Annotated in this window: 13 protein-coding genes; 10 read left to right on the forward strand and 3 right to left on the reverse strand. The window is 44.6% G+C overall.

The window, feature by feature from the left end; translation table 11 throughout:
• Positions 1-103: 103 nt before the first annotated feature.
• The 5 genes from ACYCS5_RS28440 to ACYCS5_RS28460 are packed head-to-tail and all read left to right on the forward strand — an operon-like array spanning position 104 to position 4380.
• The gene (locus tag ACYCS5_RS28440) at positions 104-811 is read left to right on the forward strand and encodes a lantibiotic protection ABC transporter ATP-binding protein (protein WP_340885560.1); all 708 of its coding nucleotides are present in this window, start codon (positions 104-106) and stop codon (positions 809-811) included.
• A gap of 1 nt (position 812) precedes the next feature.
• Positions 813-1544, forward strand: coding sequence for a lantibiotic immunity ABC transporter MutE/EpiE family permease subunit (locus tag ACYCS5_RS28445; RefSeq protein WP_340885563.1), 732 nt, complete (start codon positions 813-815; stop codon positions 1542-1544).
• Between the two features lies 1 nt (position 1545).
• Positions 1546-2304, forward strand: coding sequence for a lantibiotic immunity ABC transporter MutG family permease subunit (locus tag ACYCS5_RS28450; protein ID WP_459760541.1), 759 nt, complete (start codon positions 1546-1548; stop codon positions 2302-2304).
• A 37-nt stretch (positions 2305-2341) separates the two neighbouring features.
• Complete coding sequence (locus ACYCS5_RS28455; RefSeq protein ID WP_459760542.1) at positions 2342-3001, forward strand: response regulator transcription factor; 660 nt, start codon at positions 2342-2344, stop codon at positions 2999-3001.
• Positions 2992-4380, forward strand: coding sequence for a HAMP domain-containing sensor histidine kinase (locus ACYCS5_RS28460; RefSeq protein WP_165146503.1), 1389 nt, complete (start codon positions 2992-2994; stop codon positions 4378-4380). Before ACYCS5_RS28455 ends, ACYCS5_RS28460 begins: the two co-directional genes overlap by 10 nt.
• Positions 4381-4678: 298 nt before the next feature.
• Here ACYCS5_RS28460 and ACYCS5_RS28465 read toward each other — a convergent pair whose 3' ends face one another.
• Complete coding sequence (locus tag ACYCS5_RS28465; protein ID WP_029515153.1) at positions 4679-6730, reverse strand: stalk domain-containing protein; 2052 nt, start codon at positions 6728-6730, stop codon at positions 4679-4681.
• A gap of 378 nt (positions 6731-7108) precedes the next feature.
• Between ACYCS5_RS28465 and ACYCS5_RS28470 the strand changes: the two genes are divergently transcribed.
• Positions 7109-7438 carry a DUF3817 domain-containing protein gene (locus ACYCS5_RS28470; RefSeq protein WP_069011816.1) on the forward strand — a complete coding sequence of 110 codons (330 nt, stop codon included), beginning with the start codon at positions 7109-7111 and terminating at the stop codon, positions 7436-7438.
• Between the two features lie 206 nt (positions 7439-7644).
• Here ACYCS5_RS28470 and ACYCS5_RS28475 read toward each other — a convergent pair whose 3' ends face one another.
• On the reverse strand, positions 7645-7896 hold the full coding sequence (locus tag ACYCS5_RS28475) for a YolD-like family protein (RefSeq protein ID WP_029515150.1): 252 nt from the start codon (positions 7894-7896) through the stop codon (positions 7645-7647).
• 202 nt (positions 7897-8098) lie between these two features.
• Complete coding sequence (locus tag ACYCS5_RS28480) at positions 8099-8668, reverse strand: TetR/AcrR family transcriptional regulator (RefSeq protein WP_029515149.1); 570 nt, start codon at positions 8666-8668, stop codon at positions 8099-8101.
• A 137-nt stretch (positions 8669-8805) separates the two neighbouring features.
• On the opposite strand from ACYCS5_RS28480, the gene ACYCS5_RS28485 reads away from it, so the two are divergent.
• The 4 genes from ACYCS5_RS28485 to nikC all read left to right on the forward strand — a co-directional run bounded on the left by ACYCS5_RS28485 (position 8806) and on the right by nikC (position 13809).
• Positions 8806-10269 carry a DHA2 family efflux MFS transporter permease subunit gene (locus ACYCS5_RS28485; RefSeq protein WP_069011926.1) on the forward strand — a complete coding sequence of 488 codons (1464 nt, stop codon included), beginning with the start codon at positions 8806-8808 and terminating at the stop codon, positions 10267-10269.
• A 207-nt stretch (positions 10270-10476) separates the two neighbouring features.
• Positions 10477-12012: a nickel ABC transporter substrate-binding protein gene (nikA, locus tag ACYCS5_RS28490; protein ID WP_165146509.1), complete on the forward strand. Its 1536-nt coding sequence runs from the start codon at positions 10477-10479 to the stop codon at positions 12010-12012.
• A 1-nt stretch (position 12013) separates the two neighbouring features.
• Positions 12014-12958, forward strand: a complete 945-nt coding sequence (gene nikB / locus ACYCS5_RS28495; RefSeq protein ID WP_459760543.1) for a nickel ABC transporter permease — start codon at positions 12014-12016, stop codon at positions 12956-12958.
• Positions 12955-13809: a nickel transporter permease gene (gene nikC, locus ACYCS5_RS28500; protein ID WP_340932291.1), complete on the forward strand. Its 855-nt coding sequence runs from the start codon at positions 12955-12957 to the stop codon at positions 13807-13809. Before nikB ends, nikC begins: the two co-directional genes overlap by 4 nt.
• The last annotated feature ends 3 nt before the right edge of the window (positions 13810-13812 follow it).

Consider the following 13812-nt stretch of genomic DNA (forward strand, 5'->3'; position numbering starts at 1 on the left):
CATGAATGCATAAAGTTTGAAGCATTAATATTTCTATCCTTATAAAATTCTTAGAATTGATCTGTAAAGTAGTTGTCAGAACGAATGAAAAGGATGAACTGATATGGATAACATTATTTTACAGACTAAAAATCTCTGCAAAACCTTTAGACGGCAACAGGCGGTGAACAACGTCACACTGTCTATTCAGGAGAATTCCGTCTATGGACTACTTGGCCCAAATGGGGCTGGAAAATCAACCACCTTAAAAATGTTAACTGGTATGCTACGTCCGACAGGCGGTGAAATATTATTCCAAGGAAAACCTTGGTCACGAAAAGATCTCGCTCAGATCGGCGCACTGATCGAATCTCCTCCACTCTATGAGAATTTGACTGCTAGAGAGAATTTAAAGGTTCGTACAACCTTGCTCGGACTACCTGATTCACGAATTGATGAAGTACTGAACATTGTTGATTTGACTCATACCGGGAAAAAACGCTCTGGCCAGTTCTCGATGGGCATGAAACAGCGGCTGGGCATTGCTATTGCGCTCCTCAACCATCCCAAACTACTAATTTTAGATGAGCCAACCAACGGACTTGACCCCATTGGCATTCAGGAGCAACGCGAGCTGATTCGCTCCTTCCCGAAGCAAGGAATTACCGTAATTCTTTCCAGTCATATTTTATCCGAAGTCGAACAAATCGTTGACCATGTCGGTATTATCGCTGGTGGCATATTAGCTTACCAAGAGGCGGTTACACCAGGACAAGACTTGGAATCGTTGTTCATGCAGATTGCACAGGAATACCGAAAAGGGGATGAGTAGGATGCAGCAATATATAGCCGCCGAACATCTAAAATTAAAGCGTACCTTCACGAAAAAGCTGGTCTGGCTGGCCCCCATCGTTACTCTTCTTCTGTGTACCGTGCTCATGGGGGGACATATGCTCCAAAGCGCCAGCTACAATTGGTGGTATTTCATGCTGCTGCCAGGTGCGCTCACCTTAATGTGCTCAGGAGTGATCCAAAAGGATGGCAAGAAGCTGAAATACCGTGCTGTCCTTGGCATGTCTGTAGATTTGGCTCAGGTATGGTACGGTAAAATCGGGGTTTGCGTAAGGCTCTTAATGGTTTCCTCTATTATTTTATTAATAGGGATAACTCTTGGCGGATTCGTATTCTCAACTTCCGTGACACTAGCAGAAAGCGTCGCTGCAACTCTGATCCTCTTCATCACCTTTTTGTGGCAAGTTCCACTTTGCCTGTTCCTGACGGATCGAATAGGCATGTTTGCCACCCTAATCATCAACATGCTGGGCAACGTAGCCTGCACCGTCTTGTTCGCTACGTCTTCTGTATGGTGGGCGGTACCCTATGCTATACCAGCGCGATTGATGTGCGCCGTCATCCAAGTGCTGCCTAATGGGCTTGCCGTTCCTTCAGGAGATCCACTTTTGGATGGAGGCATAATTGTTCCCGGCCTGTTGATCACAGTATGTCTATTCATGATTCTGTCAGTGCTGACGGCCATGTCTTTCCGTAAACGGGAGGCTAAGTAAGATGATATCTTTCTTCCGCAATCTGAAATCTGACGTGCTTAAACTTCGAAGGCAGCCCTTATTGCTCGTGCAGCTGCTTGTGCCGATCTTGGGGATAGCAATTTTTCTAGCCTACTATTCCTTTACTCCGTATTCACCGATTTCGAAGATAGACGGCTATTTGCAGGTCCTGGCTGTGGTTCTTCCTATCATGATTGGTATTGTATGCTCCATTGCTGTTGAGCAGGAGTCAGTCGCTGGAAATTTCCAACACCTCTTGACCTCGCCGGTGAAGCTGTTACCTTTTTTGAGCAAGCTTAGCCTACTCCTGTGCTTGGGATTTGGCAGTGTGCTGCTTGCCTCAGGCGGCTTTGGGGCTGGCTATATATATCTTATGAAAGAGTCCCCGTATGGCTTGAAGTTTTATGTGTTGGCTGCCTGCATTCTGTTTGTGTCCAGTGTGTTCCTTTATATTCTGCATTTTTTCATTAGTTTGCGGTTCGGTAAGGGAGCTTCCATCGGCCTGGGTATTATGGAGAGTCTATTGTCCGCTTTGCTTCTTACAGGGCTGGGTGATCATAATTGGATATTCGTTCCCTCTGCTTGGGCGGCCCGGTTCATCACGATCTGGGTGCAATACGGCGTAAGCTCAGCAGATTCTATCACTGAAGCTATACAGCTTGATTTGGGAATCAGATATTGCGTAGTAGGGACCTTAGTCATCATGGTATTATTAGGGTTATGGATTTGTCGTTGGGAAGGACAAAATTCGTTGGAGTAAAGATTAGAGTAAAGAAAGCAAGGGATGTGAATAAAGCATGGCAAACTTGTTGGCCGTTGATGACGAACCCGCCGTTTTGGCACTCCTTCAAAATATTTTGCAGAAAGATGGCCATGTTGTCACGGTGGTCTCCGCCTCCCCACAGGTTCTCACCATGCAGCTCGGAGCATTTGATCTTATACTGCTTGACGTGATGATGCCTATCATGGACGGATTCACACTCTGCCGGGAAATTCGCAGCAAGGTAGACTGTCCGATACTGTTTCTTACCGCAAAATCCATGGAGAACGATGTGATGTTGGGGCTTGGGGATGGAGCCGACGATTATATTGTCAAACCGTTCGGCACTGGAGAGCTGCGCGCACGAATCAACGCCCATCTCAGACGGGAGAATCGTGAACGGCGTAATGTATTCTGCATCGGGGAAGTTCATTTCAATCTGTCTGGCAAGGAAATCACCGTTCAGAATGTTGTAGTCCCGTTTACCAAAAGTGAATATGAGATATGTAAGTTTCTAGCTTTGAACTGGGGGCAGGTATTCTCTAAGGAGCAGATTTACGAAGCGGTCTTCGGCTTGGATGGGGACAGCGATTCCGCCACCATTGTAGAGCATGTCAAAAATATCCGGGCCAAGCCTGGCAAAGTAGAGGTTTCTCCAGTGGAGACGGTTTGGGGGATCGGCTACCGATGGAAGTAACCAAAGTACAACAAGCACGCAAGACTACCAAATTACGAACCATTTTCCTGGGTTATTTAGTTATGTTTTGTATTGGGACGATTGCGCTCGCTCTGTTCCTGGTCCTCATCTTCTATGCCCTGATATCTTATGGGGCCATTCTTCCCGCGAACTATGCGGAGAAGCAGGTACGGGAGGACAAGTCAATCATTGAAGCGGGCAAGACCCTGCAACCGAATTCTCAGATAAAACTGTATAAGTACGCGTTGTTCACTTCGGAAGGCCGCCTCATTGAAGGAAATCTTTCTGAAAACCAGGCCCAAGCCGCTTGGAGTGTTACGCAGCAGAGCAATACTGCGTATCAATTTCCCTATAACTATGTAAAAGTTCCACATCATGATGAAATTACTGTGATGCGCTATTCTGTCTCGGCACAGTTTGAACTTCCTATCCTGCGTCAATATCTGCCGAACGCAGAATTGTCCTTTTTGGCCGTGTTCTGTATCGCCTTCCTGGGGGGAGGTGCTTTACTGGCTTCCTCCTTCGGACGAAAGCTGGCACGTAAGATGATCGGATTGCAGCAGGCTACCAAACAAATTCAAGCACAGGATTTGGACTTCTCAATCAAGTTCAGTGGCGTGATGGAGATCGATCAGGTGCTGCATTCCATGGATAAAATGAAAGAAACTTTAAAGACATCGCTTCAGAAACAGTGGAATCTCGAAAAATCCCGCCGCGAGCAAATTTCCGCTCTAGCACACGATGTCAAAACACCACTCACTATCGTTCGTGGAAACGTAGAGCTACTGTCCGAGACCGAACAGTCCGAAGAGCAAAAGAACTATACGGATTATATTGCGGAAAGCACCAGGCAGATGGAGCAGTATATTAAAACTCTCATTGACATTTCAAAAGCGGAAACACTAGTCACCCTGCGGGCGGAAACGATGGACGCTGACTTCTATTTATCGAAAGTGAAAGATCAGATAATGGCCTTGGCTGCTGTCAAAAAAATATCTGTAGCATTCGCTGTATATAACCTCCCTAAGACGCTGTATGCAGACCCAGTGCTACTTGAGCGTGCCATTATGAATGTTGCTTCTAATGCGGTAGATCAGGCGCCTGAATACAGCGAGATCCAGCTGATCGTAGAATCTGTTGAAAACTGTATTCGGTTCAGCATCGTAGACGAAGGCCCGGGCTTCTCTCCAGCAGGTCTCAAACAGGCCGCCGAGCAGTTTTATATGGGTGATTCATCCAGAAGATTGAGTGGACATTACGGTATGGGCCTGTATATAACAAAATCCATTGTCAACCTACATGGCGGACAACTGATCATCACCAACTCCACCCAGACAAGCGGCGGACAGGTAAGCATTGAGATACCAATCAGTGCATGAATCATACAAGCGAGAATCAATCCTATCGTATACCTTAATCATTCCAGGTGCGACCAAGCCTGATCAGATCGAAACTAATCTTCAAACGCTGAGTATTCAACTAACTGTAGAAGATCTTAAGCAGCTTAATATCATTTTAGTCAAAATAACTTGTTTACAGAGTAGCTGATTGTCAATTTATAACTCTATTAGCGGGCGCTTATAAAGCGCCCCTTTTCGCATTTTACGTACACTTATTGGATAGTAGACAAAAAGGAGTTCTAAAGTTTTCACTTTAGAACTCTTTTAACAGATGCATTTATTTGGTAATCGTAATTTGTTTGGATGCAGTATTATAGTTCACCTGATACCCCGAAAGCTCGCTAATCACTCGTAATGGAACCAGCGTGTAGCCGTTAACAATAACCGGAGCTGTGATGTTCGTCGAATAACTTCGGGAGTTGTTTAACTCATATACGGCAAGGGTCGAATTCTTGACTTGAAGCACTACCTGTTTGCCGTCTGTAGGTCGATTCAGAATAATCTTTTTGGTCGATTTTTCATAATTCACCTCGTAACCTATCCGTTCACTGATAAAGCGCAGCGGGACCATCGTCGCCCCATTAATGATCCGAGGAGCCTGAGCCATCGTCGTAGCACGACCATCGACATAAGCTGATTTAGCTCCTGGTGTCAGGGTGAACGAAGATGAATAGGAGGAAACCGCATTGTTAGGATATGAAGACGTTGTACCAGAAGTGGTTGTCGTAGTAGAACTCGTCCCGGATGATGAACTACCGGTACCAATCGCTCTATTGCGAATAGCTTCTAGCCGATCCAGCAGATCGCTTTTACGGGTTCCGCTCGGCAGATCACTGATTGCATCTCTGGCAGAACGCCAGTCGGACGCATTTAGACTGTTTTCCGCAATTCGCATCAAATCTCTTGCTTTCTCATAGTTCGATGAACTAGATGAAGAAGAGTAGTAACCATCCGAATCTGTGCGTTCTGATATCTTTACACCGCTAGATTCTCTTCCATTGCTATTGACAGTCACGACCTTAATCTCATACCAGCGTCCTTCTCGCAAATCCGTGATTTTATAGGACTCAGAGCTTGTAGTCCCCTTATAATCACCATCCACATATATCTTCACCTTGTCGGCTCGACTCGGCATATCATAGGTGATTTTGATCCAGGTGTCGCTTTTGCTATCTACTTCAAGATTGGACACTTCTGACGAATTGGAAGACGTACTGTCCGTTGTGGCAGTTAGTCTCACACCGGAGGACAATGTACCTGTGCTTCGCTTAGATCTTATCGTGAACGTATAGGTCTGGCTTGCCGAAAGATTGTTGAAAGTATAGGATGTTCCTGTTGAATCGGTTACCAGTTGCCCGTCCTTATACAGACTGACCGTACTAATTCCGCTAGGCCTTGTCCAGGAAACAGTAACACTATAGTTATTAACTGATGTCACTGAAGCACCTGTCACATCGGGCACGATATCGGTAGAGACCGTAGAAGTTGTAACTGGAATACTAACTCCTTGAGATATATTTCCGGATTTGTCTATCGTTTTGACCGTTACGGTATAGGCTGTGGCAGCATTCAAGACATTAAACGTGTAAGACGTGCCTGTGGTTCTTTGAATTTCTGTACCATTTAAATAGACAATCGCTTGGCTTAAGTCAGCATCCTTAGGCAATATGTAATTGATGGTAAATCCATTATATCCTACATTCGTCGCTGCCAGTCCGCTTACTTCTCCTGGTGGTGTCTTATCCACAGGACCATCAACGGAAGCCGTTTTAGCCTGTATTGTTGTACCGAGAGATTCATTTCCACTCTTATTCACCGTTTTCACGCGAAAGGTATATGTCGTGTTCGGCTGTAAACCGCTTAACATATAAGAGTTACTTCTAATGTTATCTACATACACATCGTTAGTAACACCAACCACTTTTACGTGGTCAAAATTGATGTCCGACGGATTGTTCCAGGACAAATTTACTTTTGTTGTTTCTGTAGGAACCGCTGTCAGATTGCTTACCTCTGCCGGCGCGATATTCGCAGTCACCATTTGGCTCGACATTACTTTTAGCATTTGGTTAAGATAGGTGTTCTGACCATAACCTTTGGTTAACGTAGTCACTTTCGGACCTGAAGTAACAGGCACTTGACTACCTTGAGCGGTTGCTAATTTGGTATGTAACTGTGTTGTATTTAGGCCTGTCAGATTTGAGTAATGCCTCTCAGTCGGCAACGCGCTAGCCACTGCATCGGGTGTCAAAATGCCATATCCCGTATTCAAAATCAGTGTAGCCGTTGCGAACGGAGCCATCCATTGACGCAAACGTTTTTTATTCATATTCTATGCTCTCCTTGATACCAGTATGGAAATTTTATTTGTCAAAAACTAATAAGTTAAGCTTACAAGCCCTTCTGCTGCAATCTAGCTTTTAAAATATGTACCATAATGTACACACGTTCATTTAACTGTTATCGGAATTTGCATACAAAATGTTTAGGCTTCACACCGTATTTTTACTGATAGGGGGTCGCGCATACAATAGGGATACACATTTTGACAAGTTAAATGAAATTACAATTATCGTTTCCAGGAGCGCTAAGCTGTGTGACGTTGGCATCTGCCGTAAATATTCGATATATCGTAACTTTCTACCGTTTAATAACAATGCATTATAGGATATATTAAATTTTAAGTAATAAGAGAAAGAGGTGTATTATGTTCAAAAATGCCTTTAAGATGTTTGGTGTCATTGGTAATATTGAAGCAATTTCATATCTACTGCTTGTGTGTATCGCTATGCCACTTAAATACGCAGCTGGAATACCGCAAATGGTAAGCTGGGTGGGTATGATCCATGGGGTACTGTTCGTGGCTTATGTTGTAGCGACTGTGGTCATGCTGATTATGCGGAAAATAACGCTACTGCAAAGTCTTGCTGCCTTGATTGCCTCACTTTTGCCGTTTGGCCCCTTCATTTTTGATCGTAAGGTGCTTAAGAAAGCCGAAGCACGTGCGAGTCATACCAGCCCGATAAAAGCTGCATAAGCATATACAAGGGCAAGTGCCAATACAACAACGCGGCTTTCTCTTCCCACTCATGCAGCAGTATACAAAAACAACCGATGGCTCTAAACCACTCGGTTGTTTTTGTATACGCGAATTTTAAATTGTTACTTTCCCTCGCAGTAAGGGAGACTCTAACTTTGTCATTCTTGTTGTCCCTTTCTGCTATATTTATGTAATCACAACAACTAATCTCTCGGGTAATTTACACTCATAATATCCATAAAAGGAACTTTATCCGTTTCTCCATTACTCTCTACATGAACCTTCCCTGTTCTTGGGTCCATTTTAACAATCTGTCCGCGGGTTGTTTCTGCGCGTCCCCATACGGTCAATACAACCTCGGATTGCTCTCGTTGTGCTTCTACAAGCTGATTCCCGATTTCCTCCAGTACAAATTCATCCCGAGTAGGCCGTTTGGGTACCTTCGCTTTTGCCACTTGCTATCACCCTTCCTTTCGTGCAAAATCAAAATCAAATTCATTCTATTTTACCATACTTTTCATCATTTGGTGCTGGTAATGTGAGTAAAATTACGTCTCAGAACCACAAAAAAGCCGAGTTCTCAAAAACGAGAACATCGGCTCTCTAAAGTTACTTGTTGGAGCTCATTAGGAGAGATTGAAAATTGAAGAGACAGGATTATTTGACCAACTGTGGAATGTAATCCACGATATTATAAATAGGAGCACTGCTCTGTTGCGTAACGGCCAAAATCAATGCACCTTCGAGCATCGAAATGATAAGTACCGCCAGACTGCGTGCCTTTTCCTCGTCCCAGCCCGATTCCTGAAGACGCTCCATATAGATGTGCTGCCAATCTGTAAACGTATTCACACAAGCATGACGTAGCGATTCACTAATACAGGAAGTTTCCGCAGCAGCCCAGAAGCCAATCGGCATGAAGTCGTTAAAGCCGGTACGGTCTGCCTCCTCAGCTGTATTACGAATAAAATCCTGAATGGCTAGCACTGGATTATCATTCCCGTCCAGTGTCTGTTTTAATTTTTGCTTTATAAACTCATTCCCTCTTCTTATGCACTCCAAAGCCAATTCTTCTTTACCACGCGGAAAATAATAATAAAGTGACCCTTTCGGTGATCCACTCTCCGCAAGAATCTGATTCAGTCCGGTCGCGTGATACCCCTGATGAAAAAAGAGCTTCGATGCGGTTTGTACGATATTCTCGTATGATTCGGGTTTAGCAGCCATATACAGCATCCTTCATTATTTAATATTTACAACTTATACTTTGACAAAAAAATAACAACATGTTTATTATATATAGACCGATTGTTATAATTCAACACTATTAATTTATTTGGAGGAACAAAAACAACATGAGTACAATGAGTCAAACAAGTTCACCCTCTGAACCCAAAACGTTCAAGGTGCTACCTATTATGATTGCGCTGCTCCTTAGCGGCTTTATTGGGATGTTCAGTGAAACGGCACTTAACATTGCACTGAATGATTTGATGCAGATTTTGCATATTACAACTGCAACAGCCCAATGGCTGACAACCGCTTATCTGCTTACACTTGGTATTTTAGTACCTGTATCGGGATTGCTGATTCAAACCTTTACGACAAGACAGCTGTTTGTGACATCGTTGCTGTTCTCAATAGCTGGTTGTCTCGTTGCTGCGCTTGCACCTACTTTTTCAGTGCTATTGATCGCACGTATTCTTCAGGCCATTGGCACGGCGTTGTTATTGCCATTGATGTTTAACACCATCTTGATCATTTTCCCAGCTGAAAAGAGAGGCGCGGCTATGGGGATCATCGGATTGGTCATTATGTTCGCACCGGCAGTGGGCCCTACCATTGCAGGACTGGTACTGCAAAATCTGTCTTGGCACTGGATCTTCTGGATCTCCCTTCCGTTCTTGGTTCTCTCACTGATTTGCGGTATTTTATTTATGCAAAACGTTTCAAAAACGACCAAGCCCAAAATTGATTTTTTATCTATCCTGTTATCTTCCATTGGCTTCGGCGGTGTCGTGTTCGGTTTCAGTAAATCCGGAGAAGGTGGCGAAGGTTGGGCTAGCCTGATGGTTCTGCTTCCTGTGATTGTCGGTCTGATATCGTTGATTTTGTTCTCTGTACGTCAATTGAAAATGAAGCAGCCTATGTTGAATTTGCGTGTATTTAAATACCCTATGTTTGTTATTGGCGTTATTATGGTGTTCCTATGTATGATGACGATCCTTTCTACGATGCTGATTCTTCCACTCTTTTTGCAAAAGGGGCTGGCTCTGTCTGCTCTAACAGCAGGTTTAGTACTTCTGCCCGGTGGGATTATCAACGGCCTCTTGTCTCCTATTATGGGTTCATTGTTCGATAAATTCGGTCCCAAGTGGCTTGTCATTCCAGGACTTGTGATTGTAGCTGCTGTTTTGTTTTTCCTGTCCGGCATTACAACAACATCAACTCTTGTACTCATTATTGTGCTTCATAGCTGCTTGATGATCGGCATTTCCATGATTATGATGCCAGCTCAGACAAACGGCCTAAATCAGCTCCCTATGGATCTATACCCAGACGGAACAGCCATTATGAGTACGCTCCAACAAGTTGCTGGTGCAATCGGTACAGCTGTAGCGGTAAGCATTCTCTCCAAAGGTATGGAAGGCTATTTGAGCCAATCCAGTATGCCTGAATCCGTAAATGAAATGGCCAATGCCATGACAATCGGATCACAAAATTCATTTTTCTTTGCGATGATCATCAGTGTGATCGGGTTGATCCTTGCCTTTTTCATCCGCAGAGTTCATGTTGAACATGGCACTGCCAAAGCTCCCATGCACTAATTCATAATTTTCATGTGACCCCAAATTAAAAATATGTGAATAAACTTAAAGACTGCTAACCATATCACTATTGGTTAGCAGTCTTTTTGATATGAATTTACATACACATTCGTCAATTACATATTTACAAAGCACCTTCATTTGGTTACGATATGATTTATGAGTTAAAGCGTAAAAATTACGATTACTATTAAGGAGGACTCCCTGTTGTTTAAACGTTCTTATTTTAAACTATTTATACCTGCGGTAATGGCGGTGATGATGGCAGCCTGCGCTTCATCTCCGTCAGCTTCACCCTCTCCATCTGCTGCACCACAAGATAAAAGTGTCACCTTATTGTTCAACGTGCAAAGCCCTACTATAGACCCCCATTCAGATGTAAATTACACAGCTGTTCGTGCTGGAGTAAGTGAAACACTGATCAAAGTGAACAAGGATCTTAAGCTGGAAGCTTGGCTTGCAGACAAATGGAACAGCAAGGACGGACAGCACTGGACCTTCAACATCCGATCAGGTGTGAACTTCCACAGCGGTAAAACCGTCAATGCTGCTGCTGTCAAAGCCTCTTTGGAAAGAGCGTTAAAGCTCAATCCATCGGTCAAAAATGCGCTACATATCCGTGATATTCATGCGGATGGACAGATTTTGACCATTACGACAGACAAGCCTTTCCCAGAATTTGTGTCTGAGCTGGTTCATCCGAATACGGCTATTATAGACACCACAGCTACAGGTGACCTCCCATCTGGGACGGGACCGTTCAAGGTTGCCAGCTTCCGTGCTGGAAGTGAACTGAATTTAGATCGCAATGAACAATATTGGAACGGTGAAGTAAAGTTGAAGCATGCCAAATTCATGTTTAACGAAGACGCCAATGCACGTCAGCTTGCTTTTCAAGCCAAAACTGCTGATATTGTGTATCGCCCGCCAATTGAAAGTCTGGAGCTATTGAAAGCTGATTCTACCGTTAAGGTTGACTCACTTCCTAGTTTGCGAACGCATCAACTTATTTACAATATGAACAATAACGATCTGAAAAAGACGGCTGTGCGTAAGGCATTCGATAACCTGATCAACCGTGATGAGATTGCCAGCGGTATCATGTCCGGCCAGGGAACCCCTGCTCAAGGGCCATTCTTGCCCGACTTTCCATTTTCGCCGGAATATATTACGAAAAAATTTGATTTAAATGCTGCACGAGAAGGCTTCAAGCAAGCTGGATATACAGTGCAGAACGGAAAAGTTGCAACCCCTGACGGCAAGCCGCTTCAACTTACATTACTAACTTACCAGTCGAGAGCGGAACTTCCACTCATTTCCCAGCTGATTCAGGCTAATGCTAAAGAACTTGGCATTACGATTGATATCCGTCAGGTTGATAATATTGACGAATATCTTGCCGCTCATCAGGATTGGGATTTAGCGACTTATAGTAGCATTACAGCCCCGCGCGGCGATGCAAGCTATTTTCTAAATGCGGCTTACATGCCTGAAGGAGCACTAAATTATGGGCGTGTGCATGTACCGGAACTCACGAGTATGATTTCACAGCTGAACACAACCGTGAATGAGGAACAACGCAACAAGCTGGCTTTGAAAGCTGTCACACTGATTGACCAAGAAAATCTGCAATCCTTTCTGGTCCATCCAAACAACGTAGTAGCCTATCGCGATTACGTACATAACTGGGTAACTAGCCAAAGTGAATATTACTTGCTAACCCAGGACCTGGATGTGAATTAGCATGTTCAAATCCATGGCCAAAAAGTTTCTTGAACTAGTTTTGTTCTTTCTTATTCTTTCCTTTGTGAGCTTCTGTCTGCTTAAGCTTGTTCCGGGCGATCCCGTCCGGAGCATTCTCCGAGTCGATGATGTAGCTGTGTCCAATCAGCAAATTACGGATATGCGCAGTCAACTAGGGCTGGACCAACCATTACCTGTGCAATATGGTAAGTGGCTGGTTCAGTTGCTTCAGTTTGATTTTGGACAATCTTATTTAACCCATCGTCCGGTATTCACAGAGTTTATGGAAAAATTGCCTTATACACTGCTGCTGACCGGCGGCTCCCTGTTCATAATGCTGCTGATAGCTCTCCCGCTGGGAACAATGGCGGCGCTTTACCGTAACCGCTGGATTGACAGCGCCAGTCGTGTGTTTGCCTTAATCGGCTCCTCGATTCCCAGCTTTTGGGTGGGGCTTTTGTTTATCGAATGGTTTGCAGTTAAATTGCGCATTTTGCCGTCTATGGGCGAAGGAACCGCTTTTCACTTGGTACTCCCTTCTCTTACCTTGGGGTTGGCAATGGCGGCCGTTTATGTACGAATGATTCGCGCAAGTCTGATTGAAAGCTCGGGGCAAGACTTTATCAAAGCGGCGCAAGCGCGTGGCATCAGCCCCATCCGCATTTTTTTCAGACACATGCTTCGTCACAGTCTAGTTCCACTCATTACGGTATTCAGTGAGAGTATAGGCAGTCTACTGGGAGGCACAGTCGTAATTGAAGTGCTATTCGCCTATCCGGGGCTGGGAAAATGGATTGTGGATGCCATTGCTGCAAGGGATTACCCCATAATTCAGGGCTATACCGTATTTATGGCTGTATTCATTGTATGTATCAATATTTTGGTAGAGCTGTCCTACCGTTGGGTCAATCCTGAAATCGCTTTGAAGGAGAAACGTTTATCATGATAAAATCCGTACATGCGGAAAACGGGCAGCTCACTAGAACGCGATTGTCCAAAACATGGATCGTGTCGCTCTCCATCCTGCTCATTCTTTCAGCAATTACAGTCGTTCCGTTTCTTGTACCGCAAGATCCGTATCGTATCCAGATGGGGAATCGACTACAATCGATCAGCGCTACGCACTGGCTGGGAACGGATCATTTGGGCAGAGATGTACTATCGAGAGTCATAGCTGGACTTCGGACGACTGTCGGAACCAGTTTGTTGATTTTGGCAGTTTCGCTGGTTGTCGGGGTCCCTCTTGGTCTGTTTTCAGGATTTATTGGAGGCTGGATGGATCGTGTATTCAAGCGGGTGGTCGATGCCTTCATGACATTACCAGATTATATTTTTGCCATTGTGCTGAGCGGTTTGCTCGGACCAGGCTTAGTAAATCTTATTTTCGCGGTAACGGCGGTAAAATGGGTTGGTTATGCACGCCTAGTTCGTAGTACCGTGCTGGCTGAAAAGCAAAAGGATTACATTTCGTTATCCATACTGGCGGGTACCTCCTCCCTGCGGATTGTCATGCGACATATTCTCCCCCATGCAATAGGGAATGTTCTTGTGCTGGCTACGCTGGATGTCGGCAAAATTATTTTAATGATTGCCTCCCTATCTTTTTTGGGCTTAGGTCCACAGCCGCCAATTCCGGAATGGGGTACTATGTTGAATGAAGGACGAGCGTATTTTCAAATGGCTCCCCACCTGATGCTGGTTCCTGGGATAGCTGTCGTGCTAACCGTGCTACTGGCGAACGTATTTGGAGACAAGCTGCGCGACCGTTATGATGTTAAAACCCGGACAGAGGAGTGAACT

Source organism: Paenibacillus sp. SEL3, assembly GCF_054602585.1.